Here is a 26,766-nt window from a genome sequence, read left to right as displayed (position 1 = left end):
TCGTATCTCCTTGGATGGCCTTGGATGGCTTCGGCGGCGGTCGAACGTCCACCGGCTACGAGGTTATACGCCCTGGCTGACAGAGCTCATATTGAAGTCCGGCACCCTCAGGGCCGGCATCGCAGCTCTAGTGAACCAGTCGCTCCACTCCCTCGGCAGCGTCTTTTCCGTGCGCCCGGCCTCCGCGGCGCGGCCGAGCACGTCGACCGGGGACTCGTTGAACCGGAAATTGTTGACCTCCCCGGTGACCTCGCCGTTCTCCACGCGATAGACGCCGTCCCGGGTCAGGCCGGTGAGCAGCAGCGTCGCCGGGTCGACCTCGCGGATGTACCAGAGACACGTCAGCAGCAGCCCGCGCCGGGTGTCCGCGACCATCTCCTCCAGGGAGCGGTCCGTGCCGCCGTCCAGGATCAGGTTCCCGATCGACGGAGCGAGCGGCAGGCCGGTGAGGGCCGCGCTGTGCCGGGTGGTCGTCAGATGCCTCAGCTCACCGTCGCCGATCCACTCGGTGGTCTTCAGGGGCAGTCCGTTGTCGAAGACCGACGCGTCGTCGCCGGAGGCGCGCGCGATCACGAAGGGAGCCGTCTCCAGGCCGGGCTCGTCCGGGTCGCTGCGCAGGGTCAGCGGCAGGGGGGAGAGCCGCTCGCCGACGCGCGTGCCGCCGCCGGGCCTGCTGAAGACCGTCCGGCCCTCGGTCGCGTCGCGGGCCGTCGACGACCACATCTGGTAGATCAGCAGGTCCGCGACCGCGGTGGGCGGCAGCAGCGTCTCGTACCGGCCCGCGGGCAGCTCGACCCTGCGCCGCGCCCAGGCCAGCCGCTGTGCCAGCTCGGCGTCCAGGGCCGCCGGGTCCACGTCCTTGAAGTCCCGCGTGGAATGTCCCGCCCATGCCGAGCGCATACGGTCCGGGGACTTGGCGTTGAGCTCCAGGGTGCCGCTCGGCTGGTCGTGGCGCAGCCGCAGCCCGGTCGACGTCCCGACATACGTCGAGACGAGTTCGTGGTTGGCGAAGCCGTACAGCTCGCGGCCGCCCGCACGCGCACGTGCGAAGGACTCGCCGAGCGCCGGGGCGAAGTCCGTGAACACGGCGGAGGTGGTCTCCATGGGCGGTTCCGTGAAGTCCGGGGACTCCGGCACCCCTGTCACCAGCGGCTGAGCGTCCTCGGCGGGGCCCGCGCCGCGCGCGGCGGCCTCCGCGGCCCGCACCAGCGACTCCAGCTCGTCCGCGGTGACGGCGGAGCGGGAGACCACCCCGGACGCCGTGCCCTGCGTGCCGTCGACGGTCGCCACGACGGTGAGGGTGCGCCCGCGCGTGACCCCGTTCGTGGTGAGCGCGTTGCCCGCCCAGCGGAGGTTGGCCGTGGAGTGCTCGTCGGCGATGACGACACACCCGTCCGCGCGGGACATCGCGAGGGCGCGCTCGACAATCTCGTGCGGCTTGTTCGTGCGGGCGCTCATCGACCGGCCTCCTGCGTGGTGTTGAGAATGCTGACTCCCCTGAACAGGGCCGTCGGGCAGCCGTGCGAGACCGCGGCAACCTGGCCCGGCTGGGCCTTGCCGCAGTTGAAGGCGCCGCCCAGGACATAGGTCTGCGGACCGCCGACGGCCGTCATGGAACCCCAGAAGTCCGTGGTCGTCGCCTGGTAGGCGACATCGCGGAGCTGGCCGGTGATCCGCCCGTTCTGGATCCGGAAGAACCGCTGGCCCGTGAACTGGAAGTTGTAGCGCTGCATGTCGATGGACCAGGAGCGGTCCCCGACGACGTAGATGCCGCGGTCCACACTGCCGATCAGGTCCTCGGTCGACAGCCCGGCCGGATCCGGCCGCAGCGACACATTGGCCATGCGCTGCACGGGAACGTGCGCGGGCGAGTCGGCGTAGGCGCACCCGTTGGACCGCTCGAACCCGGTCAGCCGGGCCATGCGCCGGTCGAGCTGGTAGCCGACCAGGGTGCCGTCCTTGACCAGGTCCCAGGACTGGGTCTCGACGCCCTCGTCGTCGTACCCGATCGTCGCGAGGCCGTGCTCGGCGGTGCGGTCGCCGGTGACGTTCATCAGCTCGGAGCCGTACCGCAGCCTGCCCAGCCGGTCGAAGGTGGCGAAGGACGTGCCGGCGTACGCGGCCTCGTAGCCGAGCGCCCGGTCCAGCTCGGTGGCGTGACCGATCGACTCGTGGATGGTCAGCCACAGGTTGGACGGATCGACGACCAGGTCGTACACCCCTGCCTGCACGCTCGGCGCGCGCATCTTCTCGGCGAGCAGCTCCGGCATCTGCGCCAGCTCCGCGTCCCAGTCCCAGCCGGTGCCCGTCAGGTACTCCCAGCCGCGCCCGACCGGTGGCGCGAGCGTGCGCATCGAGTCGAACTCACCGGTGGCCTCGTCGACGGAGACCGCGGTGAGCTGCGGGTGCAGCCGTACGCGCTGCTGGGTCGTCACGGTCCCCGCCGTATCGGCGTAGAACTTGTTCTCATGGACGGTCAGCAGCGAGGCGTCCACATGGTCGACACCGTCGGCCGCGAGCAGCCGCGCGCTCCAGTCGGCCAGCAGCCCGGTCTTGTGCTCGTCGGGCACGGTGAACGGATCGATCTCGTACGAGGACACCCAGGTCCGCTCCGCGTGCACCGGCTCCTGCGCCAGCTCCACGCGCTCCTTCGACCCGGCCGCCTTGATCACCTGCGCCGAGAGTCTGGCCATCGCCACCGCCTGGGACGCGACCTTGGCGGCGGCGTCGGGCGTCAGATCGACACCCGAGGCGAACCCCCAGGCCCCGCCGTGCACGACCCGCACCGCGTACCCCAGATCGGTCGTGTCCGAGGAACCGGAGGGCTTGCCGTCGCGCAGGCGCCACGCGGCGCTGCGGACCCGCTCGAAGCGGAAGTCCGCGTGTTCGGCCCCCAGCGACCGCGCGCGGGCCAGCGCGGCGTCGGCCAGGGCCCGCAGCGGCAACGCCGTGAAGGCTTCGTCGATGGAATGCGGCACGGAGGTCTCCCTGCTGTCGTGGCCTGTCGGATCCGATCATGTCCCGCGAGTGACGGTGGGGACCACACCTGTCCGTCCGGCGACCGGACCTTCGGCTCACCCGACCGTTCCGGCTCACTCCGCGGCGGTCTCTTCTGTAGGGATCCGACAGCGAGTCCTCTACGCCACTGTCGGTGCCCGATTGTCCGTGCGGGCGGCCGGACCGATAGGTTTTCGACGAAGGCGCCTGCCTGTGCAGGGGTGCCAGACCGCTAACGAAAGGGTGATCCGTTGAGCCGCTCGGTTCTCGTCACTGGAGGCAACCGGGGCATCGGCCTCGCCATCGCCCGCGCGTTCGCCGACGCCGGCGACAAGGTCGCGATCACATACCGCTCGGGCGAGCCGCCGGCCGGCTTCCTCGCGGTCAAGTGCGACATCACCGACACCGAGCAGGTGGAGCAGGCCTACAAGGAGATCGAGGCCGAGCACGGCCCGGTCGAGATCCTCGTCGCCAACGCCGGCGTCACCAAGGACCAGCTTCTGATGCGCATGTCCGAGGAGGACTTCACCTCGGTCATCGACACCAACCTCACCGGCACCTTCCGCGTCGTCAAGCGCGCCAACCGCGGCATGCTGCGTGCCAAGAAGGGCCGCGTCGTCCTCGTCTCGTCGGTCGTGGGGCTGCTCGGGTCCGCCGGCCAGGCGAACTACGCCGCCTCCAAGGCCGCCCTGGTCGGCTTCGCGCGCTCCCTCGCACGTGAGCTGGGTTCGCGCAACATCACCTTCAATGTCGTCGCCCCCGGCTTCGTCGACACGGACATGACCCGGGCGCTCTCCGACGAGCAGCGCGAGAACATCATGTCGCAGGTGCCGCTCGGCCGGTACGCGCGGCCGGAGGAGATCGCCGCGACGGTGCGGTTCCTCGCCTCCGACGACGCCTCGTACATCACTGGAGCCGTCATCCCCGTTGACGGCGGACTGGGAATGGGTCACTGATCACCATGAGCGGAATTCTCGAGGGCAAGCGCGTCCTGATCACCGGTGTGCTGATGGAGTCCTCCATCGCGTTCCACGCCGCGAAGCTGGCCCAGGAGCAGGGCGCCGAGATCATCCTGACCGCGTTCCCGCGGCCCACGCTGACCGAGCGCATCGCCAGGAAGCTCCCCAAGCCCACCAAGGTCGTCGAGCTGGACGTCACCAACGACGAGCACCTCGCGCGCCTGGCCGACATCGTCGGCGAGGAGCTGGGCGGCCTCGACGGCGTCGTCCACTCCATCGGCTTCGCCCCGCAGGACGCCCTCGGCGGCAACTTCCTCAACACGCCGTTCGAGTCGGTGGCCACCGCCATGCATGTCTCGGCGTTCTCCCTGAAGTCGCTGACCATGGCCTGCCTGCCGCTGATGCAGAACGGCGGCTCGGTCGTCGGCCTCACCTTCGACGCGCAGTTCGCCTGGCCGCAGTACGACTGGATGGGCCCCGCCAAGGCCGCCCTGGAGGCCACCAACCGCTACATGGCGCGCGACCTGGGCAAGCAGAACATCCGCTGCAACCTCATCTCCGCGGGCCCCATCGGCTCCATGGCCGCCAAGTCCATCCCCGGCTTCGGCGAGCTGGCCTCCGTGTGGGACAGCCGCTCCCCGCTGGAGTGGGACCTGAAGGACCCGGAGCCGGCCGGCCGGGGCATCGTCGCCCTGCTGAGCGACTGGTTCCCGAAGACCACGGGCGAGATCATCCACGTGGACGGCGGTCTGCACGCCATCGGCGCCTGAGCCGTCACGGCCGGGGGGCGTGCGGGCTTGCGCCCCCGTTCATCCATCCCCGGTCGCCTCGTACGAGGCCGATGCCCCGTTTCCCGCGCCGCGCGGGGAGCGGGGCATCGCCCGTTCGGAGCGCGCGGGGAGTACGCCACGCCCCACGGGTGCGTGAACGGCGGGGAGTACGCCACGCCCACGGGTGCGTGAACCGCGGGGAGTACGCCACGCCCCACGCGCGCGTGAAGGACGGGCGGACGTCCGGCGGGGCCCCTTCGGCGCCGAGTGCCCGGTCAGTGCCCCCCGGCCCGTGACCGGCCCGGACGGCACATGAACGGATAGCTCGCCGCCTCCGCGGCCGCCGCGGCCGCGTCGCCCGCGCGGATCGCGTCCACCAGCGCCGTGTGGTCCATGTACGTCTCCGGCGTCAGCTCCCCGCCGACGTCGTCGCGCAGCCAGTCCCGCAGCACCTCGCCCAGATCCGCGTACATCGCCGTCATGACGTCGTTGTGGGACGCCGCCACCACCGCCATGTGGAAGGTGGCGTCGGCGGTCACGAACGCCTCCGCGTTCCCGGACTTCCAGGCCTCCTCACGGCGCAGCAGGAGCGCGTCCAGCTGCTTGAGGTCGCGCTCGGTGCGCCGCTCGGCCGCAAGCTGGGCGGCACCAGACTCCAGGGTGGAGCGCAGCTCGGCGATGTGGGTGGGGTCGGCGTCGGCGAACCGCCGGTGCATCACACCTGCCAGCTCGCTCGTCGCCGCCACATAGGTGCCCGACCCCTGGCGGATGTCCAGCAGACCGTTGTGCGCGAGCGCGCGGACGGCCTCCCGGACCGTGTTGCGCGCGACCCCGAGTTGGTCGACCAGCTCCGACTCGGTCGGGATACGGGAGCCCACCGGCCATTCGCCCGAGGTGATCTGGTTCCGCAGTTCGGCGATGACCTGTTCGGACAACGCGGATCGGCGGGGGTGGCTCAGCGGCATGACGGTCCTTCGTGCGGGCCTGGTTGCGGGGGCCGGGGAATCGGGAGCGTAACGCAAGGAAAGTGACCCCAATTCATCCCATGATTCTATGATGACCCCCATGGCTTTCGACGAGACCGGGACCACGACGTCCGCACCGCTCCCCACGTCCACGCCGGTCCACGGCCCCGCCCCCGGACCCGACGGCAGCGCGCTCGCGCGGGCCGCCGGCGGGGCGGCCGGCACGCGCGCGTGGACGGCGCGTGCGCTGGTCGTCGGCATCGTCCTCACCGCGCTCAACCTGCGGCCCGCCATCACCAGCCTCGGTGCCCTCCTCGAAGAGGTGCGCGACGGGCTCGGCATGAGCGGCAGCCTCGCCGGACTGCTGACCTCCGTACCCCCGCTGTGCTTCGCCGTCTTCGGCGTCATGGCCCCCCGGCTGGCCCGCCGCTTCGGCCCGGGCGCCGTGGTCTGCGCCGGAATGGCCGCGATCACCGCCGGGCTCGTGATCCGCCCCTACGCCGGGAGCACCGGGGGCTTCCTGGCCGCGAGCGCGCTCGCCCTGATGGGCATCGCCGTCAGCAACGTCCTGATGCCGGTGATCGTCAAGCGCTGGTTCCCGGACCGGGTGGGCTCGATGACCGGCCTGTACTCGATGGCGCTCGCCCTCGGCACGTCCGCCGCGGCGGCGGCCACGGTCCCCATGACCGACGCCCTGGGCGGTGACTGGCGGTCGGGTCTCGCGGTCTGGGCGGCCCTGTCGGCGGCGGCCGTTCTGCCATGGATTCCGTTCGTCCGGGCGCGCGGTGCCGACTCCGCGCAGAGCGCCCCCGCCGCCGACGCCGGCCAGGCCGACTCCGATGGGCTGCGGATCACCCGGAGCCGTACCGCGTGGGCGCTGGCCGTCTTCTTCGGGCTCCAGGCCACGGCCGCCTACATCACGATGGGCTGGATGGCGCAGATCTTCCGGGACGCCGGGGTGTCCGCGGGCACGGCCGGAGTGCTGCTGGCCGTCACCATGGTGATGGGCGTGCCCCTGGCCTTCGTCATCCCGCGGCTGGCCACCCGGCTGCCGCACCAGGGGCCGATCGCGGTCGTGCTCGGCATCTGCGGTCTCGCCGGATACGCGGGCCTGTACGCGGCCCCGGCGGCCGGCGCCTGGGCCTGGGCGCTGCTGCTCGGGATCTCCAACTGCTCCTTCCCCCTGGCCCTGACGATGGTGGGCATGCGGGCCCGTACGAGCGCGGGCGTGGCCAAGCTGTCGGCCTTCGCGCAGAGCACCGGCTATCTGCTGTCGATCCCGGGGCCGCTGCTGGTGGGCGTCCTCTATCAGCACAGCGGCGGCTGGGGTCTGCCGCTCGCCCTCATGGCCGGGCTGATGGTCCCGCAGATCGCGGTGGGCGTTCTGGCGGGCCGCGACCGGATCGTGGAGGACGAGGCGGTGCGCTGAGCGGACCGTCCCCCGGCCGACGCACCACCCCCGCCGGGCTGTCCGCCTGGCGGCGGCCCGCCAGAGGCCTGGCGGCGGCGATGTGCCGGAGGCCTGGCGGCGGCGACCCCGGCGGAGGCCTGGCGGGGGAGGGGTGCGAAACTGACCGCATGCCCGTGCTCGACCCGAATCCTCCGAACGGCCAGAAGAAGATGCTGCTCGTCTTCGGCGCGTTCTTCGCCATCTTCGTGATCATCGCCATCATCGCCACGATCGCCTCACCCTGACGGAGGGTGTCCCCAGCTCTCGGGCTGGGGATGTCCCCCGTAACCCCTAGGGGGTGAGTGTCAGGGTCAAGTGGGTGGATCACCGGATGGGTTGCGGGCTGCCGAATCCCTACCTTCGAGATGTGGCCGCCGACGGCGGACCACGGACCGTCCGAAGACCCACGGAGGCAGCGATGTCGGCCCCTGCACACCCCCGGCCCCACCCGGCGACCACGGGCGGAATCGGCATGCGGCTGCCCTGGTGGGCCCTCGCGCTGCCCACACTGGCCTTCGTGGTCCTGCTGGCGCTGATACTCAATCCGGCGGACGCGCGGGCGGGCGGCGATCCCGCCCTCGGCCATTTCGTCCAGCGGATCCAGCAGACGATGGTCCACCACGCGCGATGACACTCCCCACGCGGCGGTGACGGGAGACGTCCGCCGAGGTGGGTGGCGGAAAGGGCCCGGTCCGGGGCCCGCGCGCGGGTGTGCTTCCGACGCGGTCAACTCCCTGCGCTCCCCCGCCTGTTTCATGCAAAGCTGGGACCCATGAGCTCCGCAGAACCCCGCAGGATTGTCCTCTTCCGGCATGCGAAGGCCGACTGGCCGCAGGTAGCCGATCATGAGCGCCCCCTCGCAGACCGGGGCCGTATGGACGCGGCCGTCGCCGGCCGCAAGCTGGCCGACACCGGCATCCCCTTCGACCTGGCCCTCTGCTCCACGGCGACACGTACCCGGGAGACCTGGAAGCTCGCGGTCCAGGAGCTTCCGCACCGGCCGAAAACCATCTACGAGGAGCGGATCTACGACGCCTCGCCCGGGGAGCTGATCGCCCTGCTCAACGAGACCCCGGACGACGTCCAGAGCCTGGTCCTGGTCGGCCACAACCCGGGCATCCACGGTCTTGCCGAGGTCCTCTCGGGGACAGCCGAGGACGAGGCCGCCGAGCGGCTGGGCCGGCGCGGCTTCCCCGCCGCCGCCTTCGCCGTGCTCTCCGTCGACGGCTCCTGGAAGTCACTGGAGCCGGGCACGGCCACCCTGCTCGACTTCTGGGCACCGAGCGAGTAACCCCTCACGGACGACAGCGGGGGCGGCACCGGTGACGGTGCCGGCCCCGGCGGAGGACGGCCGGCACGGCTCGAAGGCCTCAGAGGGTGTCGTCGTGTATGTCCGCCGCCTCGACCTCTTCGCGGGTGACGCCGAGCAGATACAGGACGGTGTCCAGGAAGGGGAAGTTCACCGCGGTGTGCGCGGCCTCGCGTACCACGGGCTTGGCGTTGAAGGCGACGCCCAGACCGGCCGCGTTCAGCATGTCGAGGTCGTTGGCCCCGTCCCCGATCGCCACGGTCTGCGACAGCGGCACGCCCGCCTCGGCGGCGAACCGGCGCAGCAGCCGTGCCTTGCCCGCCCGGTCCACGATCTCGCCGACGACCTTGCCGGTCAGTTTCCCGTCGATGATCTCCAGCGTGTTGGCCTGCGCGAAGTCCAGGCCGAGCCGCTCCTTGAGGTCGTCCGTGACCTGGGTGAAGCCGCCGGAGACGACCCCCACCTGGAAGCCGAGTCGTTTCAGCGTGCGGATCAAGGTGCGCGCGCCCGGGGTGAGCCGCACCTCGGCCCGCACCTTGTCGACCACCGACGCGTCCAGCCCCTTGAGCAGGGCCACGCGCGCGTGCAGCGACTGCTCGAAGTCCAGCTCGCCGCGCATGGCGGCCGCCGTCACCTCGGCGACCTCCGCCTCACAGCCGGCGTGGGCGGCGAACAACTCGATGACCTCGTCCTGGATGAGCGTCGAGTCCACGTCCATGACGACAAGACGCTGGGCCCGCCGGTGCAGACCGGCCGCGACGACGGCGATATCGACACCGAGTGCCGCGGCGTCGGTCACCAGGGCGGTGCGCAGCGGCTCGGTCTCCACACCGGACACGGCGAACTCGACGGCCGTCACGGGATACTTGGCGAGCCGGAAGATACGGTCGATGTTGCCGCCGGCGGCGGCGATACGGGCGGCGATGGCGGCTGTCGACTCGGCGGTGAGCGGATGGCCGAGCACGGTGACCAGAGAACGTCCGAGGCCACGCGGACGGTTGTCACCGATTCCGGAAATGATCTCCGCCTGCATCTTCATGGACTCCGCCCAACTGTGGACGGTCGCCCGCAGATCACCCTCGAGCCCGGACGGGGGCATCGTCACCAGGGCGCACAGCACCATCCGGCCCCGGGTGACGACCTGCTCGATGTCGACGACGTCGACGCCGTAGGCGGCCAGGGTGTCGAACAGGCCGGCCGTCAGGCCGGGCCGGTCCTTGCCGAAGATCTTGACAAGGAGCGTGGGGGCGTCGGTGGTCTGCGAAGCGCTCATGGTGTTTCCACCGTATCCGGCACCCAGTGCCTGCCGCGTGCCCGGTCCGACTAGCGGACACGGAACACTGGGTGGCGGTCGGGTGACGAACGGCTTGACCGGCGACGAAGCCCCAGCACCGGCCGGAGAGCCGAGAGCGCCGATCGGAGGCAGGCGGTCAGCCGTGTCCCCGGGGCCGCTCGGGCGGCGGGGGAGGCGGCGGGGGCGGACCCGGATCCGAGGGCGGCGACGCCCCCCGGGGAGGGCGCCGGGGCGGCGGGGCGGGCCGCTCGATCGGCCCGATCACCGTGGGCGCCCCGGACATGTCGCCGCGGGCGGGCCGTGTGCCACCGTCCGGCCGCTCGGGCCGCGCGTCCTCCGGCTCCCGGAGATGCTCCGGCAGCCGTAGATAGGGATTGGTGTCCGGGTTCGGCGGGCGATAGGGCTTGTTCGGCGCGTAGGGACCGGCCGGCCCTGTCGCGAACGGGGACACGACAGACGCGCTCTGCGCCGTGTCACCCCGTGCCAGGGGCGCCGCCCGGCTCCCCGCCGCACCGGTCGCATACGCGAGCAGAGCCCCGGCCGCCCCGGCACCCGCGCCCCACGCCGCGCCCAGCAGCAGCGCCGCGCCGAGGTGCCCGTGCAGGGTGACTCCGGCGCCGAACGCGTCGAATCCGAATACGGACAGCGAGGCGTCCACGGACACATCCGTCAGCCAGACGAGGAGCGGCAGTACAGAGGCCGTCGCGATCCCGAGCCGAAGCGCGCAGCGCCCTGCGAAGCCGAGGGGGCCCGGGGGCCGTACGCCGGAGGCAGCCGTACCCGGTACGGCTACGGCATCCCCGCCTCTTGCGAGAGGCGTACGCACCGCGGTCAGCACACCGGCGACGAGCATCATCAGCGCCGCCGCGACCGCCAGCATCCACACCCTGCCGTCCAGCCCGGCCAGGCGCCCCACCGTCACCGGCTGGTCCGTCCGCACGCCGAGCAGCCGGTCGAGCGGATGCGGCAGCACGGTCGCCAGCGCGCCCGTAGCCGTGCCGTCCCACGGGACGAACAGGCCGAGCGGGACACCCAGCCACACCCCGTTGGGTGCCCCGAGCAGCGCCGCCCCCGCGATCCGCGCCGGATGGTCGTCGCCGATCGCCGCGTACGCCGCCGCCGCGAGACCGGCGGCCACGGCCACCAGCGTCACCGTCACCAGCGCAGACGCGGCCGGTCGCACCGTCCGGTGCACGGCGTCCCAGCCCCGCGGCAGGGGGGTACGCCGGGACGCGAGCAGTGCGAGCACCAGCACACCGGCCGCCCATGCCGCGCCGCCGAGCAGCGTGGGCACCGTGTCGACGGTGAAGCCGACCGAGGCCTTCGCCCGGACGAGGTCCCCGATCCGGTCCGGCAGCAGCCCGCCGATGTTCCCGAGCCCCGGGACGTCGATGCCGCCGCCCCCGCCCCCGCTCCCGCCCGGCAGTCTGTCGAGGCCGAGCGAGTCCCCGTCGAGGGTGATGACGTCATGGCCGACCCAGGCGAGGCCGCCCAGCATCGCCACGAACAGCACCGTCACCGCGCCCACGCGCGCGAGGAGCTCCGCCGGGGCGAGGACCGCTCCCGCCGCCCGCAGGGAACGCAGGAAGAACCAGGACAGCAGCAGCGCACCCACCAGCCCCACACCCAGTGGCGTGATGTCGACGGAGGTCGTCGCCTCGGCCCCTTTCAGACCGAACGCCGACACATCCCCCGACGGCCGGACCGACCCGTTCGCCGCCAGTGCCATGACAGCCGCCGTCATCGGCCCGAGCGAGCCGGCCGCATCCGCCTGGAGCAGATGCAGCCCGAGCGCCGCCGTCCCCGCCATTGCGATCAACGCCCAGCTCACGGAGGCGATCGCGGACAGCAGCACATCCGCCCAGGGCAGCCTCCTGCCGTCTTCCGCGGCCTTGTCGCCCATCGCCAGCCCCCCGGTCCGCGCCGCGGCGTTCCACCGCGTCCGTCCCCCTCGCGTCGGATCACCACTCTCCGGCCGGGTCTCATCCCCGTCAACGGCGCGCGCCGAAGCTCCCGTTCGCGCTCGTCACAAGGCCCGACTTTCCGTCAGAGCGCTGAGCCTGAAATAGTTCCCCACGATGTTCGACATCCCTACACTCCCCGTGATGGGGGTAACTCGGGGGACAACTCAGTGGGGCATGGAGTGCCTGAACTCGTAGTGGAATTCAACGGACGCACCTGGACGCTGGACCCGTCCAGGCCGTACGCCCTCGGACGTGATCCGCAGGGGGACATCGTGCTCGAGGACGCCAGGGTCTCCTGGCGCCACGCCACGATCGGCTGGAACGGCAGCAGTTGGGTCCTGGAGGACCGGGGGAGCACCAACGGTACGTTCGTCGGGGGCCGGCGCGTCCATCGGTTGGAGATCGGCGCGGGCACGACCGTGCACCTGGGCAATCCGACCGACGGTCCCGCCCTGAGCCTGTCCGGACCCGCGGCTGTGGTGGCCGCCCCGCAGGCCGGGCCCGGTCGGCAGCCGTACGCGGCACAGGGCGCCGGAGCCGGCTGGGCCCAGCAGGCCCCGCACCAGCAGGCTCAGCAACAGGCGCCCGCGCAGAGCCGGCAGACTCCGGAGCAGTCCGCTGCCCGCCTTCCACAGCAGCAGGGCCCGGGCGCCGACGCGGGAGCGCCACCGGTCTACGGCGACCGTAGCCCGACCACGTTCCACCAGCTCGCCCTCGACCGGGTGATGCGCATCGGCCGAGCGCTGGAGAACGACCTGGTGGTCTCCGACCTCCAGGTCTCCCGTCACCACGCCGAGTTCCACGCCATGCCCGACGGCCGTTTCGAGATCCGCGACCTGGGCTCGCACAACGGCACGTTCGTCAACGGCATGCCCATCGGCAAGGGCGGCTCGGCGCTGCTCGGCCCGAACGACATCGTCGGCGTCGGCCACTCGACGTTCCGTCTGGTCGGCGACCGGCTCGAGGAGTTCGTCGACACCGGTGAGGTCACCTTCTCCGCCCGCCATCTGACGGTCACGGTCGACGGCGGCAAGCAGATCCTCAAGGACGTCTCCTTCGGCGTCCCGGAGAAGTCTCTGGTCGCGGTCATCGGCCCGTCCGGCTCCGGCAAGTCGACGCTGCTGAAGGCGCTCACCGGTTACCGCCCCGCGAACCAGGGCGACGTCCTGTACGACAACCGGAACCTGTACAAGCAGTTCGCCGAGCTGCGCCAGCGCATCGGGCTGGTCCCGCAGGACGACATCCTGCACAAGGAGCTGAGCGTCAAGAAGGCCCTGAAGTACGCGGCGAAGCTGCGCTTCCCCGCGGACACCACGGCCGCCGAGCGCGAGGCCCGCATCGACGAGGTGCTGCGCGAGCTGAAGCTGGACGTACACAAGGAGAAGAAGGTCACCTCCCTTTCCGGCGGTCAGCGCAAGCGGGTGTCGGTGGCCCTGGAGCTGCTCACCAAGCCGTCGCTGATCTTCCTGGACGAGCCGACCTCCGGTCTGGACCCGGGCATGGACCGCGACGTCATGCAGTTGCTGCGGGGCCTCGCCGACGACGGCCGAACGGTCCTCGTCGTCACCCACTCCGTTGCCGAGCTGGCACTGTGCGACAAGCTCCTGGTGATGGCGCCGGGCGGGGCCGTCGCCTACTTCGGCCCGCCGGAGGAGGCCCTGAACTTCTTCGGCTACGCATCCTGGGCCGATGTGTTCTCCGCCTTCGAGAACTACCGCGACTACGACTGGGCGGGCCGCTGGAAGGGCTCGCAGCACTACCAGATGTACGCCGCGGACATCGACGCCGTGGCCCCGCAGTCATTCGACATGCCGCCGCCGCAGGCGATCAAGCCGGCCAAGCCGCAGGGCTGGTTCTCCCAGCTCGGCACCCTGATCCGGCGGTATGTCTCGGTCATCGCCTCCGACAAGGGCTTCCTGGCGCTGACGGTGATCCTGCCGGCGGTGCTCGGCGCGGTCAGCCTGCTCATCGACAGCGACAAGGGCCTGCTGGTCAACCCGGTCAGCCCGAAGACCGGCGTACCCGTCCCGAACGGCACCGCCACCACGGTGCTGCTGATCCTCGCGGTCGGCGCGTGCTTCGCGGGCGCCGCCAACTCCGTCCGCGAACTGATCAAGGAACGGGTCATCTACGAGCGGGAGCGCGCCACCGGCCTGTCCCGCTCGGCGTATCTGATGTCCAAGGTGGCCGTCCTCGGCGCGATCACCGTGCTCCAGGGCCTGATGGTCGGCCTGATCGGCTTCTCCAGCCGGGAGATCCCGGACCAGGGCCTGATCCTCGGCCATGCCACGCTGTTCGAGCTGTGCCTGCCGGTCATGGCGCTCGGCTTCACCTCGATGATGGTCGGCCTGGTCATCTCCTCGCTGGTGAGGACCGCCGAGAAGACGATGCCGCTGCTGGTCATGTTCGCGATCATCCAGGTGGTGTTCACCGGCTGCCTTTTCACGCTGAACGGCACGATGGGCGTCAACCAGTTCTCGTATCTGATGCCGTCCCGCTGGGCGGTCGCGGCCGCCGGCACGACGCTGGACTTCAACAACATCGCCCCGAACACGGCCGACCCGACCAACACGGACCCGCTGTGGAACCACACGGCGTCGGCCTGGACCCTGGACATGGTCGCCCTGATCGCCCTCGGCGTTCTCTGCGGCTTCCTCGTGGCCCGCTTCCTGCGCCGCCACGAGCCCGAGGTCATGCGGAAGTGACCGCCCCAGGACGCGCGGAAGGGCGGCACCCTCGGGGGTGCCGCCCTTTTCTTCCGTTCAGCCGAGAAGAGGCCCGCGCCGACCTCAGTACGCGCTGTTGACGTTGTCCATCGAGCCATACCGGTGCGCCGCGTAGTTGCAGGCGGCCGTGATGTTGGCGACCGGGTCGTAGATGTTCCAGGACGTGCCCTCGACGTGGTAGGCGTTGAAGGTCGGCTGGATCACCTGGAGCAGACCCTTGGAGGGGATGCCGTTCTGGGCGTTGACGTCCCAGAGGTTGATGGCCGTCGGGTTGCCGGAGGACTCCCGCATGATGTTGCGGTACAGGCCGCTGTACGAGCCCGGGATGCCCTTCTTCGCCATGATGTCGAGCGACTGGTGGATCCACCCGTCCAGGTTGTTGCCGTAGGCCTTCGGGGCGGGAGCGGCCTGCTGGACCTGCGGGCGCTGCGCCGAGCGGCTCGCGGCCTGCTGGACCGGACGCTGCTGCACCGGCTGCGCGGCGGCCTGCTGTACGGCGGCCTGCTTCACGGCGGCCGGGGCGGCCTTCTGCTTGGCGGTGATGGCCTCGGCCTTCAGGGCCTGGGCAGCCATCTGGTCGGTCACGCGGACCTGGATCTCCTTGGCCGGCTTGTTGCCGAGCGCCACCGGGGCCGACACGGCGGAAGCCGCGGGGGCCGTGTTGCCCTGTGCCTCGCTCGGCGCGGCGGTGACCGCGAGGGCGCAGCAGCCGAGGGCGGCCACACCGGCGATGGACATCTTGTGGGCCTTGGTCAGCTCTCGACTGCGGGCACGGAGGGCGGTGATGTTCTTGGGCATGCTGAGGGACCTCTTTGTGTAGCGCGGAGGCCGCTCTGGTGCCGGCGGAAGACGGATGTTTCCAGCACAAGCGCCGCGGGCAATGCCCACGGCGCCGAGCGACGTGAGCAATTCTTAGCTGCCGCAAAAAGGCCAGGCAAAGGTGTGACGTACGATCCCCGGTAGTGGACATGGGCAGGGAAAAACGGGGCAGAACGGCCTGTCTGCCCCGTTCATCACGGGCTTCTTTGTCTCCTATGTGTCCTCGTACGTGATGTGGGTCCTATGCGCGGGCTCACATCGGGCCCGGGCGCGTCTCACGATGAGTTGCTCGAGCAATGCTCTGCGTGAGGAGCCTCCTCCGGCAGGATGAGGTGCGTGTCACCGAACTCGTGCCACAGGTAGAGACCGGCCAGCGCCTCCTCGTAGCCACGGTGGATCGCGGCCCGCCCGGCGACGGCCTCCAGCATCAGCAGGTGCGACGCCTCCGGCTCGTGCAGCCCGGTCAGCAGCCCGTCGACCACCCGCACCCCGCGCTCGGGCGTCACCACCAGATCCGTCCAGCCCCGCCGCGCCCGTACGACACCGTCGGCGTCCGCCGCCGACTCCACCGCCCGCACGGCCGTCGTACCGACCGCGATCACCCGGCCGCCCGTCCGTCCCCCGCCACGGCCCGTCCCGCGCGGCACCCCGCGTCCCCTATATCCGGCGCGCACCGCGTTGATCACCCGTGCCGACGCCTCCGGCACCGCGAAACGCTCCGGGTACGGCGGCTCCTGCGCCTCCGCCGAGGCCACCCCGGTGTGCAGAGTGATCGGAGCGAACTGCACGCCCCGGCTCACCAGCTCCGCCACCATGCGCAAGCTGAAGGGGCGCGCCGCGCTCGGCATCTCGGCGCTGCCCGCACCGTCGGCGGAGGGCAGCGCGAACACCGTCTGGTACGCCGACAGCGGCTGGTCCCGCTCCGTATAGGAGTAGCGAATGGGACGCCCGTGCCGGCCCAGGAGCCCGGCCACGTCCCGATCCGACGGCCGGGCCCACCACAACCGGTCCCCCCTCGGCGACAGGGGCTCCTCCAGGACGAGCCCCATGCCCTCCGGGAGCCGCAGCTCGGCACCCGCGGGCCCTCCCGCACGCGCGCGCGTCGTACCCCGCCCGTCCGGGTCCCGCAGCTCGACCACCCAGCGCCCGTCGTCCCCACACGCCGAGAAGTGCACCACCACGCGCGCGTGCCCCGCCATGGCGTCCACCGCGGCCGCCAGCGTCGGCGAGGTGTTGACGACCAGCACATCCCCCGCCCGCAGCAGCCGCGGCAGCTCCACGAAGGTGTGGTGCGACACCTCGGCGCCGCGTGAGACCAGCAGCCGCACGGAGTCCCGGGCCAGCCCCGGCCCGCGCTGCTCGACCGGGACCCGCGCCGACCGCTCCACGGGAACCCTCGGCCACGCCCGTCCCTGTTCCAGCGGCGGTACCCCCATCGCCGCGGTCATCGCTCCTCCAGCAGCGACGGCGCACCGTAGCGGCCGCTCGCCGGGCGCTCGTCCAGCAGCCTCAGGAACGCGGGCACCACATGTTCCGGTGCCGGCCGCGGACCGTCGTCGTCGGGTACGGCCGCCGCATACAGGTCCGTGGCCATGTCCCCGGGGTCGACCGCCCACACCCGCAGCCCCGGCTCCTCCACCCCGAGCACCGCCGCCAGCTGGTCGAGCGCCGCCTTGGACGCGCCGTACCCGCCCCACGTCCCGTACGCCTCGGCCGCCGCGTCGGAACTGACGGCGATCACCGCACCCGTGTTCGACGCCCGCAGCAGCGGCAGCGCCTCCTGGACGAGCCCCAGTGCCGCGACCACGATCACCTCCAGCGCCCGCCGCAGCCCGTCGAGCCCCAGCTCCGCGAGCCGCACCAGCGGTTCGGCACCCAGCGCGCTCGCGTTGCTCACCAGTAGGTCGAGCCCGCCCAGCTCGCGGGCCGCCCGCACCAGAGCGGCCCGGTGCGCGGCGTCCGTCACATCCCCCGGGAGCGCCACCACCCGCGTCCCGTGCGCCGACAGCGCCCCCGCCGTCTCCCGCAGGACCGTCGCCGTCCTGGCGTCCAGCACCAGGTCCCAGCCGCGCTCCGCCAGGGCCGCGCCCAGCGCCCTCCCCAGCCCCTTGGAAGCCCCCGTGATGATCGCAACCGGCATGCCCACCGTCCCCTCGTCCCTCGGCCGCCGGTGATCGGCGGCGACCTCACCGTAGGGACGGCCCGGTCCCGGCCGCCTCGGCCGGGGGCCGCACGGAAGCGGGGCCCTTGGGCCTAGGCCCACCGGCGGAGAGGCGCCGACCGGCGGTCGGATACGCACGGTCACGGCTCGCCGGTACGGTGAGGTCATGAGCCATGGACCCCGGTCGGGCCTGTACGCGGTGAGTTCCGCGCTGCTGGCCATGAGCAGGCACCTCGAGGTGCGCGACGTCCTCAAGACGATCGTCGCCTCGGCCCGCGAGCTGCTCGACGCGGAGTACGCGGCGCTGGGCGTCCCGGACGACCACGGGGGCTTCGCCCAGTTCGTCGTGGACGGTGTCACCGAGGAGCAGTGGAAGGCCATCGGCCCGCTCCCGCGCCAGCACGGCATCCTGGCCGCGATGCTGCACGACGCGAAGCCGGAGCGGCTCGCCGACGTCCGCCAGGACCCGCGCTTCGAGGGCTGGCCCAGCGCCCACCCGCAGATGTCCGACTTCCTCGGCCTGCCCATCCGCGACGGCGACGAGACCATCGGCGCGCTGTTCCTGGCCAACAAGAGGTGCCCGAAGCGGGACGGCGGCTGCGGTTTCACCGAGGACGACGAGGAACTGCTCTCGATCCTCGCCCAGCACGCCGCGATAGCCCTCACCAACGCCCGTCTCTACGAGCGCAGCCGGGAGTTGACCATCGCCGAGGAGCGCTCCCGGCTGGCCCACGAGCTGCACGACGCGGTCAGCCAGAAGCTCTTCTCCCTGCGGCTCACCGCCCAGGCGGCCGCCGCCCTGATCGACCGCGACCCGGGGCGCGCCAAGGGCGAGCTTCAGCAGGTGGCCGCGCTCGCCGCCGAGGCCGCCGACGAACTGCGCGCCGCCGTCGTCGAGCTGCGCCCCGCCGCGCTCGACGAGGACGGCCTCGTCAACACGCTCCGCACCCAGGTCCAGGTCCTGGACCGCGCCCACACCGCGCGCGTGACCTTCCTCAGCCTGGGGGTCCGCGCCCTGCCCGCCACCCAGGAGGAGGCGCTGCTGCGGGTCGCCCAGGAGGCCCTGCACAACGCCCTGCGGCACTCTGGTGCCGAGCGGGTGGAGGTGACCCTGGAGAAGCGCGGCCCGGGCGCCGTCCTGCGCGTCATGGACGACGGCGGCGGGTTCGAGCCCCAGGCGGTGCGCCGGGCGGGCCGCCACCTCGGCCTGGTCTCCATGCGCGACCGGGCGAGCGGGGTCGGCGGCACGCTGACCGTGGAATCGGCGCCCGGGAAGGGCACCACCATCGAGATGGAGGTCCCCGGTGGCTGACGCAATCAAGGTGCTGCTCGTCGACGACCACCAGGTGGTCCGCCGTGGGCTGCGCACCTTCCTCGAAGTGCAGGACGACATCGAGGTCGTCGGGGAGGCCTCCGACGGCGCCGAGGGGGTCGCCCTCGCTCAGGAGCTGGCCCCCGACGTCATCCTCATGGACGTCAAGATGCCGGGGATGGACGGCATCGACGCGCTCCGCAGGCTGCGCGAGCTCGACCACCCCGCGCGCGTGCTGATCGTCACCAGCTTCACCGAGCAGCGCACGGTGGTGCCGGCCCTGCGCGCGGGCGCCGCCGGCTACGTCTACAAGGACGTGGACCCCGACGCCCTGGCCGGAGCCATCCGGTCCGTGCACGCGGGGCACATCCTTCTCCAGTCGGAGGTGGCCGGCGCGCTGCTGTCCCAGGAGGAGACCAACTCCGGCCAGGGGCGGGGCGGTTCGCTCACGGAGCGGGAGCGGGAGGTGCTGGGCCTGATCGCGGACGGGCGGTCCAACCGGGAGATCGCCCGCGCGCTGGTGCTGTCGGAGAAGACGGTCAAGACCCATGTCTCCAACATCCTGATGAAGCTGGACCTGGCCGACCGCACCCAGGCCGCGCTCTGGGCGGTGCGGCACGGCGTTAACGGCTGAGCCGATCTTCATACCGTCGGGTGTATGTCACCCGGGTGGCGCATCCTCGATCGAGCCCGGCCGTTCTCCAGGGCATGCTGCGGCGCCTGTCGCAGTGATCGCAAGGAGAGGGCTCAGAAGTGAAGAACCTGAAGAAGGCCGCAGCCGTCACCATGGTGGCCGGTGGACTGATCGCCGCCAGCGCCGGCCTCGCCTCCGCCCATGACGGCTCTCACGCCGACGGACGGGCCCTGGGCTCCCCGGGCGTCGTGTCGGGCAATGTCATCCAGGCCCCGGTTCACGTCCCCGTCAACGCGGTCGGCAACACCGTGAACGTGATCGGCCTCCTGAACCCGGCCTTCGGCAACCTGGGCCTCAACCACTGAGGGGACCACGGTCCGCTCTTCCCGACCGGCCTCCCGGGAGTCCCCGGGAGGCCGGTCGGGCGTGGCCACCGATCAGCGCATCTCCCGCTGCTCCACGATGGAGTTGTACGCCGCCACCTGAGCCCGCCGGGCCGTCCGCTCCACGGGGCGCAGCGCCTGGGCCCGGGCGGCCATCTCGGAGGCGCTCACCGCGCCCCCGTGCCCGTCCTCGTAGGCGACCGAGATCAGCAGCCCCACCCGCTGGGCCAGTTCCAGCACCCGCACCGCCCGCGGCGGATACCCCGGTGCCAGGACCTCCCGCCCCCGCTCGGCCCGCGCCCGGTACGCGTCGATCGCCGCCTCCGCCACCGGCCCCGACCCCGCCACATCCAGCCGCGACAGCACCTCCGTCGCCTCGCGCAGCGCCTCCGCCAGCTCTCGCTCGGCCTCCCCGAGCGAGGGCACATCGGCAGCCGGCGCCTCCCGCACCGGCAGACAGTGCCAGACGACCTCGACATGCAGATCGCCGTCCGGCCCCGCCGCAAAGACCTCCGGCACCAGCCCGAAGGCGGCGCCGTGACAGACCACCGCCTCCTCCGCCTCCAACGCCCGCGCGTTGAACTCCGGCGGACCGCTCAGCCCCAGCGGATGCCCCGGCGCGGGCAGGGCCACCCGCAGCCCGGTCGCCCCGAGCGTGCGCAGCCGCCCCAGCGCGAGGGTGAGGCCGACGGGCGCCGACTCACCCGGCAGCCCCTCCACCCGGTGCACCGCGTCCTCTCCGACGATGGCGGACGCGGCGTCGTCCGGCGAGACAAATCCGGCCAACAGGGCATTTCCCCATGCGGCCAGCCGACCTGAGCGTGGTTCCGAGAGCATGTCTCCACCCTACGGACCGGGCCTATGGAATCGGCCCGGCGACCAGTGGCGTAGATTTCATGGGGGCCCCGCCCACCGGCGTGGCGGACCACGCCCACAGGCGTACGCGAGAGCCGACACCGGCCACACTGCAAGGGGAGACAACGCGCTCATGAGCGATGTTCTGGAGCTGGAGGACGTATCCGTGGTCCGCGAGGGCCGGGCTCTCGTGGACCAGGTCTCCTGGTCGGTCAAGGAGGGTGAGCGCTGGGTCATCCTCGGCCCCAACGGTGCCGGGAAGACCACCCTCCTGAACGTCGCGTCCAGCTACCTCTACCCCACCAAGGGCACCGCCACCATCCTCGGCGAGACCCTCGGCAGGCCCGGCACCGACGTCTTCGAGCTGCGCCCGCGCATCGGTGTGGCCGGCATCGCCATGACCGAGAAGCTCCCCAAGCGCCAGACCGTCCTGCAGACCGTGCTGACCGCCGCGTACGGCATGACGGCCGGCTGGCAGGAGGAGTACGAGGACGTCGACGAGCAGCGCGCCCGCGCCTTCCTCGACCGCCTGGGCATGAGCGAGTACCTGGACCGCAGGTTCGGCACCCTCTCCGAGGGCGAGCGCAAGCGCACCCTCATCGCCCGCGCCCTGATGTCCGACCCCGAACTGCTGCTCCTCGACGAGCCCGCCGCCGGCCTCGACCTCGGCGGCCGCGAGGACCTCGTACGCCGTCTCGGCCGCCTTGCCCAGGACCCGATCGCCCCCTCCATGATCATGGTCACCCACCATGTCGAGGAGATCGCCCCCGGCTTCACCCACGTCCTGATGATCCGCCAGGGCAAGGTGCTCGCCGCGGGTCCGCTGGAGCTGGAGCTGACCTCGCGCAACCTCTCCCTGTGCTTCGGCCTGCCGCTGGTGGTGGAACAGGTCGGCGAGCGCTGGACCGCCCACGGTCTGCCCCTGTCCTGACCCCGAAAGCCCCTCACGTAAGCCCCCGCGACCCCCACGGCGCCCTGTCCGCGACCGGACCCCGGCCCTACCATGACCATGTGAACATCGACGCGTGGGTGTGGTGGCTGATCGGCGCGGCGGGGCTCGGCATCGGGCTCGTGATCACCGCGATGCCGGAGCTCGGGATGCTCGCGGTGGGCGCCGTCGCCGCCGCCGTGGTCGGTGCTCTGGGCGGCGATGCCGTCTTCCAGGTGGTGGTCTTCGCCGTCGTCTCCGTGGCACTCATCGCCGTGGTCCGGCCCATTGCCGCACGGCACCGTACGCAGCGGCCCCAACTCGCCACCGGCATCGATGCGTTGAAGGGCAGGCAGGCCCTCGTCCTGGAACGCGTCGACGGCAAGGGCGGCCGGATCAAGCTCGCCGGAGAGGTCTGGTCGGCACGCTCCCTCAACGGCGAACTCAGCTATGAGGTCGGCCAGGAAGTGGATGTTGTGGACATCGACGGAGCCACGGCGATCGTGATGTGACCTCGTAGGACGTAACTCAACCGAACAGGCCACGAGGCACGCGACGGTCTGTCACACTCGACCAGCAAGATCTTCAACAACCATAAGATCTTCCACAGGCGCCGAGGCGGAGAAGGGTACGGGGAATCACGATGGAACCCATCATCATCGTCCTGATCATTCTGGTGGTGTTGGTCTTCATCGCCCTGATCAAGACGATCCAGGTCATCCCACAGGCGAGCGCGGCCATCGTGGAACGCTTCGGCCGTTACACGCGCACCCTGAACGCGGGCCTGAACATCGTGGTCCCGTTCATAGACTCGATCCGCAACCGCATCGACCTGCGCGAGCAGGTGGTGCCGTTCCCGCCGCAGCCGGTGATCACCCAGGACAACCTGGTCGTCAACATCGACACCGTCATCTACTACCAGGTGACCGACGCCCGGGCCGCGACCTACGAGGTCGCCAGCTACATCCAGGCCATCGAGCAGCTCACCGTCACCACGCTCCGCAACATCATCGGCGGCATGGACCTGGAGCGCACCCTGACCTCCCGCGAGGAGATCAACGCGGCGCTGCGCGGCGTACTCGACGAGGCCACCGGCAAGTGGGGCATCCGCGTCAACCGCGTCGAGCTGAAGGCGATCGAGCCCCCGACCTCCATCCAGGACTCGATGGAGAAGCAGATGCGCGCCGACCGCGACAAGCGCGCCGCCATCCTCACCGCGGAAGGTACGCGCCAGGCCGCCATCCTCACCGCCGAGGGCGAGAAGCAGTCCCAGATCCTGCGCGCCGAAGGTGAGGCCAAGGCCGCCGCCCTGCGCGCCGAGGGCGAGGCGCAGGCCGTCCGTACGGTCTTCGAGGCCATCCACGCCGGCGACCCGGACCAGAAGCTGCTCTCCTACCAGTACCTCCAGATGCTCCCGAAGATCGCCGAAGGCGACGCCAACAAGCTCTGGATCGTCCCCAGCGAGATCGGCGACGCCCTGAAGGGACTCTCCGGCGCGATGGGCAACTTCGGCCCCCTGGGCGGCGGTTCGGGCAGCGGCGGCTCCTCCGGGACCTCCGGCGGCAGTGGTTCGAGCACCGCGGCCGAGCGCCGCGAGCGGCCCTCCATCGACTGACGGAACAGCGGTCGTACGACACCGGGGCCCGCCTCCCGAAGGAGACGGGCCCCGGTTCACATACCCGGCCCTACGGCCCCGCGAGCGGTCACCGCGGGCCCCCTAGGCCGCAGGCTGTCCCAGCCACTCCGGCAGCGCCTCGAACTCGTCCTGCCCGAGCGCCAGCAGCATCGCGTCCGCGGGAGTCGGCTCGAACGGCTGCCGCAGCAGCGGCATCCCCGCCTGCTCCGGGGTGCGGTTCGCTTTGCGGTGGTTGTCCTCGGCACAGGAGGCCACCGTGTTCAGCCAGGTGTCGCCGCCACCGTGCGACCGCGGCACCACATGGTCCACGGTCGTCGCCCGCCGCCCGCAGTACGCGCACTTGTGCCGGTCCCGCACCAGGACACCCCGCCTCGACCACGGAGCCTGTCTTCGGAAGGGCACCCGTACATATCTGCAGAGCCTGATGACGCGGGGCGCTGGTATGTCCACATCGGCGCCGCGCATACGGAGTTCGGGGTGGGCCTGCTCGACGACGGCCTTGTCCTGCAGCACCAGAACGACGGCTCGGTTCAGCGTCACCGTCGACAGCGGCTCGAAGCTCGCGTTCAGCACCAGCGTGTCACGCATCCAGCCCACCTCCCGTGTGCACCTGCCCACCCCCTGGCGGGCTTGGATCAACTCTGGACGGGCGCGCCGAGATGGACAACGCAATAAAAAATGCCCGCCTCCGATCACTTCCAAGACCGGAGGCGGGCAAACGTTCAATGAACGTCAGTCTTCGGCGTGTGTCTCAGCCCTTGGCCGGGTTCTCGTACTCACCGATGAGCTGGGCGCGCGCCAGTGTGTGGAACCGCAGATTGAAACCGACCACCGCGGGAGAGGCGTCCGAGTCCGGACCGAGCTTCTCCTGGTCGACCGCGTACACCGTGAAGACATACCGGTGCGGCCCGTCCCCGGGCGGCGGCGCGGCACCGCCGAAGTCCTTCGTCCCGTAGTCGTTGCGCGCGTGGACCACACCCTCGGGCAGCCCCTCGAACTTCCCGCTGCCCGCACCCGCCGGCAGCTCGGTGACCGACGCCGGGATGTCGAACAGGACCCAGTGCCAGAACCCGCTGCCGGTCGGCGCGTCCGGGTCGTAGCAGGTCACGGCGAAGCTTTTGGTCTCCGGCGGGAAGCCCTCCCAGCGCAGCTGCGGCGAGGTGTTCCCGGCCGCGTGGACCTGAGCGTCCTTGAGCGTGGCCCCCGGCTCGATGTCCTCACTCGTCACCGTGAACGACGGCACGGGCGGGTGGAAGTCGTGGGGCAGGGGCCGCCTCTTCAGCTCGGTCACCTCGGCACCTCCAAGCAATCAGTGGATCAACCGGTTCCAGTACAGAGCCTAGAACCAGCTCCGCTTGCTGCCGACCTCCGACAGCCACTGGTGGAGGTAGCCGGCCCAGTCCGTGCCGTGGAAGTCGTGCAGACCGACCGTGAAGGCGCGATAGGAGTCGCTGCCCTCGCTGAACAGGCCCGGCTTCTTGTCCATCTCCAGGACGACGTCCATCTCCCGCCCGTCCGCGACGAAGCTCAGCTCGACCTGGTTCAGCCCGCGGTACTGCGACGGCGGGAAGAACTCTATCTCCTGGTAGAACGGAAGCCGCTGCCGTGTACCCCGGATGACACCGCGCTCCATGTCCGCGCTCTTGAAGCGGAAACCGAGCTGGATGAACGCGTCCAGGATCGCCTTCTGCGCCGGCAGCGGATGCACATTGATCGGGTCCAGATCCCCGGAGTCCACGGCACGCGCGATCTCCAGTTCCGTGGTCACCCCGATGTGCATCCCGCGCAGCGCCTGCCCGTCGATCATGGTGATCGGCGTCTCCCAGGGGATCTCCAGCCCGAACGGCACGACGTGCACGGCGCCCGCCTGGAGCTCGAAGGCACCGCCCAGCCGCACCTTGGTGAACTCGATGTCCTGCTTGTACTCCGTGTCGTCGTGTCCCTCGACCTCGACCTTTGCCTGCAGCCCGACGTTCAGGCCCTCGATCGACTGGTTCACGGACCCGCCCTGGATCCGCACCTCGCCCTGGACCACACCGCCCGGTACGACGTTGACCTCGGTCACCACCGTCTCGACCGACGCCCCGCCGGCACCCAGGCTCGCGAGCAGCCGCTTGAACCCCATGAATCCTCCCTCCCGGACGACGCCTGATCCGCCGCCCCGCCTCGTGCACGCGTACGTGGATCCCTGACCCCTACGAACGCGATCCGGCCCGGGCCGGTTCCGCGCCCTCACCCTTCCAAGGGCACGGACCCTTGACCACCCTTTGGCACACACCCGTCTGGACTACCCTCGTACGGCGTGATCGCGACCCCCGACCGTACGCCCCTGCCCAGAGACTTCTTCGACCGGCCTGTCCTCCAGGTCGCCCCCGACCTGCTGGGCCGCATCCTCGTCCGCACCACCCCGGACGGTCCGATCGAACTGCGGCTGACGGAGGTCGAGGCCTACGACGGCCCGAACGACCCCGGCTCCCACGCGTATCGCGGCCGCACCGCCCGCAACGACGTGATGTTCGGTCCGCCCGGCCATGTGTACGTCTACTTCACCTACGGGATGTGGCACTGCATGAACCTGGTGTGCGGCCCGGAGGGCAGGGCCAGCGCCGTCCTGCTCCGTGCCGGGGAGATCACCGAGGGTGCCGAGCTGGCGCGGAGGCGTCGGCTCTCGGCCCGCAATGACAAGGAACTGGCCAAAGGGCCCGCGCGCCTGGCGACGGCCCTGGACGTGGACCGCGCCCTCGACGGCACGGACGCGTGCGCGGCCGGCGAGACCCCGTTGCGGATCCTGACCGGCACGCAGGTGCCCTCCGACCAGGTACGCAGCGGTCCGCGCACGGGCGTCGCCGGGGACGGGGCGGTCCACCCCTGGCGCTTCTGGATCGCCAACGACCCGACGGTAAGCCCCTATCGGGCCCACACGCCCCGGCGGCGCCGAAGTTGACGTGCCCCCGGAAGTTGCGTAATGTAGCCCGAGCCGCTTGAACCGGGTACGGCGTTCAGCCAGCAGCCGGAAGCGGCCAACCCACTACTCACGTCATCCCTCGCAGAGGGTCAATTCGGTGTGCCTGCACGTGCGAATTGAAACTCGCGGAACTCGATTATGAGTCGCGAAGGGAATCGGCTAACGTAGCGAATGTCGAAAGGCCCGGCCGAAAGCCCGGACCCAAGGCGAATCCCGCCGACCGGGAATCGGATCCGAAAAGATCTGATAGAGTCGGGAAAGCCGGAAAGGGAAACGCGGGAGCGGGAACCTGGAAAGCGCCGAGGAAATCGGGTCGAGAAAAGATCTGATAGAGTCGGAAACACCGAAGGGAAGCGCCCGGAGGAAAGCCTGAGAGAGTCTCGGGTGAGTACGAAGGAAGCGTCCGTTCCTTGAGAACTCAACAGCGTGCCAAAAGTCAACGCCAGATATGTTGATACCCCGTCTCCGGCCGGTTCGGTCGGGGCGAGGTTCCTTTGAAATACACACAGCGAGGACGCTGTGAACCGAGGGGATTATTCCTCCTCTTGGTTCCGCTCTCGTGGTGTTCGCCCCGATCACGGGGAAAGCATTCACGGAGAGTTTGATCCTGGCTCAGGACGAACGCTGGCGGCGTGCTTA

At 71.0% G+C, this 26,766-nt stretch carries 26 protein-coding genes; 14 read left to right on the top strand and 12 right to left on the bottom strand.

The genetic code is table 11. The features are described 5' to 3' along the window. Positions 1-63: 63 nt before the first annotated feature. Positions 64-1,458 (bottom strand): metallopeptidase TldD-related protein, encoded by a 1,395-nt coding sequence (locus tag ACIP94_RS00130; protein WP_402417541.1) that lies wholly within the window; start codon positions 1,456-1,458, stop codon positions 64-66. Further along, positions 1,455-2,978: a TldD/PmbA family protein gene (locus tag ACIP94_RS00125; RefSeq protein ID WP_402417540.1), complete on the bottom strand. Its 1,524-nt coding sequence runs from the start codon at positions 2,976-2,978 to the stop codon at positions 1,455-1,457. Before ACIP94_RS00125 ends, ACIP94_RS00130 begins: the two co-directional genes overlap by 4 nt. Positions 2,979-3,248: 270 nt before the next feature. On the opposite strand from ACIP94_RS00125, the gene fabG reads away from it, so the two are divergent. Together fabG and fabI are read left to right on the top strand one after the other, a co-directional pair. Then, complete coding sequence (gene fabG / locus ACIP94_RS00120) at positions 3,249-3,953, top strand: 3-oxoacyl-[acyl-carrier-protein] reductase (protein WP_402417538.1); 705 nt, start codon at positions 3,249-3,251, stop codon at positions 3,951-3,953. A gap of 5 nt (positions 3,954-3,958) precedes the next feature. Continuing rightward, positions 3,959-4,726: an enoyl-ACP reductase FabI gene (gene fabI / locus ACIP94_RS00115; RefSeq protein ID WP_402417536.1), complete on the top strand. Its 768-nt coding sequence runs from the start codon at positions 3,959-3,961 to the stop codon at positions 4,724-4,726. A gap of 275 nt (positions 4,727-5,001) precedes the next feature. Here the strand turns inward: fabI and ACIP94_RS00110 are convergent, their stop codons facing one another. Further along, on the bottom strand, positions 5,002-5,691 hold the full coding sequence (locus ACIP94_RS00110) for a FadR/GntR family transcriptional regulator (RefSeq protein WP_402417535.1): 690 nt from the start codon (positions 5,689-5,691) through the stop codon (positions 5,002-5,004). 88 nt (positions 5,692-5,779) lie between these two features. Between ACIP94_RS00110 and ACIP94_RS00105 the strand changes: the two genes are divergently transcribed. The 4 genes from ACIP94_RS00105 to ACIP94_RS00090 all read left to right on the top strand — a co-directional run bounded on the left by ACIP94_RS00105 (position 5,780) and on the right by ACIP94_RS00090 (position 8,432). After that, entirely contained in the window at positions 5,780-7,120 is a 1,341-nt protein-coding gene (locus tag ACIP94_RS00105) for a CynX/NimT family MFS transporter (RefSeq protein ID WP_402417533.1), read from the top strand. 149 nt (positions 7,121-7,269) lie between these two features. Continuing rightward, positions 7,270-7,386: an SGM_5486 family transporter-associated protein gene (locus ACIP94_RS00100; RefSeq protein ID WP_365159558.1), complete on the top strand. Its 117-nt coding sequence runs from the start codon at positions 7,270-7,272 to the stop codon at positions 7,384-7,386. 173 nt (positions 7,387-7,559) lie between these two features. Further along, positions 7,560-7,772, top strand: coding sequence for a hypothetical protein (locus ACIP94_RS00095; RefSeq protein WP_402417532.1), 213 nt, complete (start codon positions 7,560-7,562; stop codon positions 7,770-7,772). A gap of 141 nt (positions 7,773-7,913) precedes the next feature. Further along, positions 7,914-8,432 carry a SixA phosphatase family protein gene (locus tag ACIP94_RS00090; RefSeq protein WP_402417530.1) on the top strand — a complete coding sequence of 173 codons (519 nt, stop codon included), beginning with the start codon at positions 7,914-7,916 and terminating at the stop codon, positions 8,430-8,432. A 79-nt stretch (positions 8,433-8,511) separates the two neighbouring features. Here the strand turns inward: ACIP94_RS00090 and serB are convergent, their stop codons facing one another. Together serB and ACIP94_RS00080 are read right to left on the bottom strand one after the other, a co-directional pair. After that, positions 8,512-9,723, bottom strand: a complete 1,212-nt coding sequence (gene serB / locus ACIP94_RS00085) for a phosphoserine phosphatase SerB (RefSeq protein ID WP_402417529.1) — start codon at positions 9,721-9,723, stop codon at positions 8,512-8,514. Positions 9,724-9,880: 157 nt separating this feature from the next. Then, complete coding sequence (locus tag ACIP94_RS00080) at positions 9,881-11,647, bottom strand: streptophobe family protein (protein WP_402417527.1); 1,767 nt, start codon at positions 11,645-11,647, stop codon at positions 9,881-9,883. Between the two features lie 240 nt (positions 11,648-11,887). On the opposite strand from ACIP94_RS00080, the gene ACIP94_RS00075 reads away from it, so the two are divergent. Further along, positions 11,888-14,413 carry an FHA domain-containing protein gene (locus ACIP94_RS00075; RefSeq protein WP_402417525.1) on the top strand — a complete coding sequence of 842 codons (2,526 nt, stop codon included), beginning with the start codon at positions 11,888-11,890 and terminating at the stop codon, positions 14,411-14,413. Positions 14,414-14,497: 84 nt separating this feature from the next. Here ACIP94_RS00075 and ACIP94_RS00070 read toward each other — a convergent pair whose 3' ends face one another. The 3 genes from ACIP94_RS00070 to ACIP94_RS00060 form a co-directional block, all read right to left on the bottom strand. Then, positions 14,498-15,232, bottom strand: a complete 735-nt coding sequence (locus ACIP94_RS00070) for a transglycosylase SLT domain-containing protein (RefSeq protein ID WP_402417524.1) — start codon at positions 15,230-15,232, stop codon at positions 14,498-14,500. A gap of 296 nt (positions 15,233-15,528) precedes the next feature. Continuing rightward, entirely contained in the window at positions 15,529-16,701 is a 1,173-nt protein-coding gene (locus tag ACIP94_RS00065; protein WP_402417522.1) for an S-adenosylmethionine:tRNA ribosyltransferase-isomerase, read from the bottom strand. Beyond that, a complete protein-coding gene (locus tag ACIP94_RS00060) occupies positions 16,698-17,393 on the bottom strand; it encodes an SDR family NAD(P)-dependent oxidoreductase (RefSeq protein WP_402417520.1) in 696 nt (231 codons plus the stop codon). The genes ACIP94_RS00065 and ACIP94_RS00060 overlap by 4 nt, the downstream gene beginning before the upstream one ends. Before the next feature lie 187 nt (positions 17,394-17,580). Here ACIP94_RS00060 and ACIP94_RS00055 point away from each other — a divergent pair, with 187 nt between their 5' ends. From ACIP94_RS00055 to ACIP94_RS00045, 3 genes are all read left to right on the top strand, one after another. Then, the gene (locus ACIP94_RS00055) at positions 17,581-18,726 is read left to right on the top strand and encodes a GAF domain-containing sensor histidine kinase (protein WP_402417518.1); all 1,146 of its coding nucleotides are present in this window, start codon (positions 17,581-17,583) and stop codon (positions 18,724-18,726) included. After that, positions 18,719-19,360 carry a response regulator gene (locus ACIP94_RS00050; protein WP_402417516.1) on the top strand — a complete coding sequence of 214 codons (642 nt, stop codon included), beginning with the start codon at positions 18,719-18,721 and terminating at the stop codon, positions 19,358-19,360. Before ACIP94_RS00055 ends, ACIP94_RS00050 begins: the two co-directional genes overlap by 8 nt. Before the next feature lie 119 nt (positions 19,361-19,479). Beyond that, positions 19,480-19,725 (top strand): chaplin, encoded by a 246-nt coding sequence (locus ACIP94_RS00045; protein ID WP_402417514.1) that lies wholly within the window; start codon positions 19,480-19,482, stop codon positions 19,723-19,725. A 72-nt stretch (positions 19,726-19,797) separates the two neighbouring features. Here ACIP94_RS00045 and ACIP94_RS00040 read toward each other — a convergent pair whose 3' ends face one another. Continuing rightward, on the bottom strand, positions 19,798-20,580 hold the full coding sequence (locus ACIP94_RS00040; RefSeq protein WP_402417513.1) for a hypothetical protein: 783 nt from the start codon (positions 20,578-20,580) through the stop codon (positions 19,798-19,800). A gap of 151 nt (positions 20,581-20,731) precedes the next feature. Between ACIP94_RS00040 and ACIP94_RS00035 the strand changes: the two genes are divergently transcribed. The 3 genes from ACIP94_RS00035 to ACIP94_RS00025 all read left to right on the top strand — a co-directional run bounded on the left by ACIP94_RS00035 (position 20,732) and on the right by ACIP94_RS00025 (position 23,141). Continuing rightward, positions 20,732-21,529 carry an ABC transporter ATP-binding protein gene (locus ACIP94_RS00035; protein ID WP_402417511.1) on the top strand — a complete coding sequence of 266 codons (798 nt, stop codon included), beginning with the start codon at positions 20,732-20,734 and terminating at the stop codon, positions 21,527-21,529. Positions 21,530-21,609: 80 nt separating this feature from the next. Continuing rightward, positions 21,610-22,038 (top strand): NfeD family protein, encoded by a 429-nt coding sequence (locus ACIP94_RS00030; RefSeq protein ID WP_402417509.1) that lies wholly within the window; start codon positions 21,610-21,612, stop codon positions 22,036-22,038. 131 nt (positions 22,039-22,169) lie between these two features. Further along, the gene (locus tag ACIP94_RS00025; RefSeq protein ID WP_402417507.1) at positions 22,170-23,141 is read left to right on the top strand and encodes an SPFH domain-containing protein; all 972 of its coding nucleotides are present in this window, start codon (positions 22,170-22,172) and stop codon (positions 23,139-23,141) included. 102 nt (positions 23,142-23,243) lie between these two features. Here the strand turns inward: ACIP94_RS00025 and ACIP94_RS00020 are convergent, their stop codons facing one another. The 3 genes from ACIP94_RS00020 to ACIP94_RS00010 form a co-directional block, all read right to left on the bottom strand. Further along, the gene (locus ACIP94_RS00020) at positions 23,244-23,750 is read right to left on the bottom strand and encodes an HNH endonuclease (RefSeq protein WP_402417505.1); all 507 of its coding nucleotides are present in this window, start codon (positions 23,748-23,750) and stop codon (positions 23,244-23,246) included. 163 nt (positions 23,751-23,913) lie between these two features. Further along, complete coding sequence (locus ACIP94_RS00015) at positions 23,914-24,453, bottom strand: YbhB/YbcL family Raf kinase inhibitor-like protein (RefSeq protein ID WP_402417504.1); 540 nt, start codon at positions 24,451-24,453, stop codon at positions 23,914-23,916. Between the two features lie 48 nt (positions 24,454-24,501). Beyond that, positions 24,502-25,287, bottom strand: a complete 786-nt coding sequence (locus ACIP94_RS00010) for a sporulation protein (RefSeq protein ID WP_402417502.1) — start codon at positions 25,285-25,287, stop codon at positions 24,502-24,504. Positions 25,288-25,464: 177 nt separating this feature from the next. Here ACIP94_RS00010 and ACIP94_RS00005 point away from each other — a divergent pair, with 177 nt between their 5' ends. After that, positions 25,465-26,106 (top strand): DNA-3-methyladenine glycosylase, encoded by a 642-nt coding sequence (locus ACIP94_RS00005; RefSeq protein WP_402417500.1) that lies wholly within the window; start codon positions 25,465-25,467, stop codon positions 26,104-26,106. Positions 26,107-26,766: the final 660 nt, after the last annotated feature.

It is taken from the genome of Streptomyces sp. NPDC093261 (assembly GCF_044753645.1).
GTDB lineage: Bacteria > Actinomycetota > Actinomycetes > Streptomycetales > Streptomycetaceae > Streptomyces.
Note: the sequence above shows the minus strand (reverse complement) of the source record. Positions and strands in the feature narration are given on the sequence as shown.

Excerpts from the sequence above, each read along its gene's own strand:
- ACIP94_RS00130 (WP_402417541.1), bottom strand. The coding sequence starts at position 1,458 with ATGAGCGCCCGCACGAACAAGCCGCACGAGATTGTCGAGCGCGCCCTC.
- fabI (WP_402417536.1), top strand. The coding sequence starts at position 3,959 with ATGAGCGGAATTCTCGAGGGCAAGCGCGTCCTGATCACCGGTGTGCTG.
- ACIP94_RS00110 (WP_402417535.1), bottom strand. The coding sequence starts at position 5,691 with ATGCCGCTGAGCCACCCCCGCCGATCCGCGTTGTCCGAACAGGTCATC.
- ACIP94_RS00105 (WP_402417533.1), top strand. The coding sequence starts at position 5,780 with ATGATGACCCCCATGGCTTTCGACGAGACCGGGACCACGACGTCCGCA.
- ACIP94_RS00100 (WP_365159558.1), top strand. The coding sequence starts at position 7,270 with ATGCCCGTGCTCGACCCGAATCCTCCGAACGGCCAGAAGAAGATGCTG.
- ACIP94_RS00095 (WP_402417532.1), top strand. The coding sequence starts at position 7,560 with ATGTCGGCCCCTGCACACCCCCGGCCCCACCCGGCGACCACGGGCGGA.
- ACIP94_RS00090 (WP_402417530.1), top strand. The coding sequence starts at position 7,914 with ATGAGCTCCGCAGAACCCCGCAGGATTGTCCTCTTCCGGCATGCGAAG.
- serB (WP_402417529.1), bottom strand. The coding sequence starts at position 9,723 with ATGAGCGCTTCGCAGACCACCGACGCCCCCACGCTCCTTGTCAAGATC.
- ACIP94_RS00080 (WP_402417527.1), bottom strand. The coding sequence starts at position 11,647 with ATGGGCGACAAGGCCGCGGAAGACGGCAGGAGGCTGCCCTGGGCGGAT.
- ACIP94_RS00070 (WP_402417524.1), bottom strand. The coding sequence starts at position 15,232 with ATGCCCAAGAACATCACCGCCCTCCGTGCCCGCAGTCGAGAGCTGACC.
- ACIP94_RS00065 (WP_402417522.1), bottom strand. The coding sequence starts at position 16,701 with ATGACCGCGGCGATGGGGGTACCGCCGCTGGAACAGGGACGGGCGTGG.
- ACIP94_RS00060 (WP_402417520.1), bottom strand. The coding sequence starts at position 17,393 with ATGCCGGTTGCGATCATCACGGGGGCTTCCAAGGGGCTGGGGAGGGCG.
- ACIP94_RS00055 (WP_402417518.1), top strand. The coding sequence starts at position 17,581 with ATGAGCCATGGACCCCGGTCGGGCCTGTACGCGGTGAGTTCCGCGCTG.
- ACIP94_RS00040 (WP_402417513.1), bottom strand. The coding sequence starts at position 20,580 with ATGCTCTCGGAACCACGCTCAGGTCGGCTGGCCGCATGGGGAAATGCC.
- ACIP94_RS00035 (WP_402417511.1), top strand. The coding sequence starts at position 20,732 with ATGAGCGATGTTCTGGAGCTGGAGGACGTATCCGTGGTCCGCGAGGGC.
- ACIP94_RS00025 (WP_402417507.1), top strand. The coding sequence starts at position 22,170 with ATGGAACCCATCATCATCGTCCTGATCATTCTGGTGGTGTTGGTCTTC.
- ACIP94_RS00020 (WP_402417505.1), bottom strand. The coding sequence starts at position 23,750 with ATGCGTGACACGCTGGTGCTGAACGCGAGCTTCGAGCCGCTGTCGACG.
- ACIP94_RS00010 (WP_402417502.1), bottom strand. The coding sequence starts at position 25,287 with ATGGGGTTCAAGCGGCTGCTCGCGAGCCTGGGTGCCGGCGGGGCGTCG.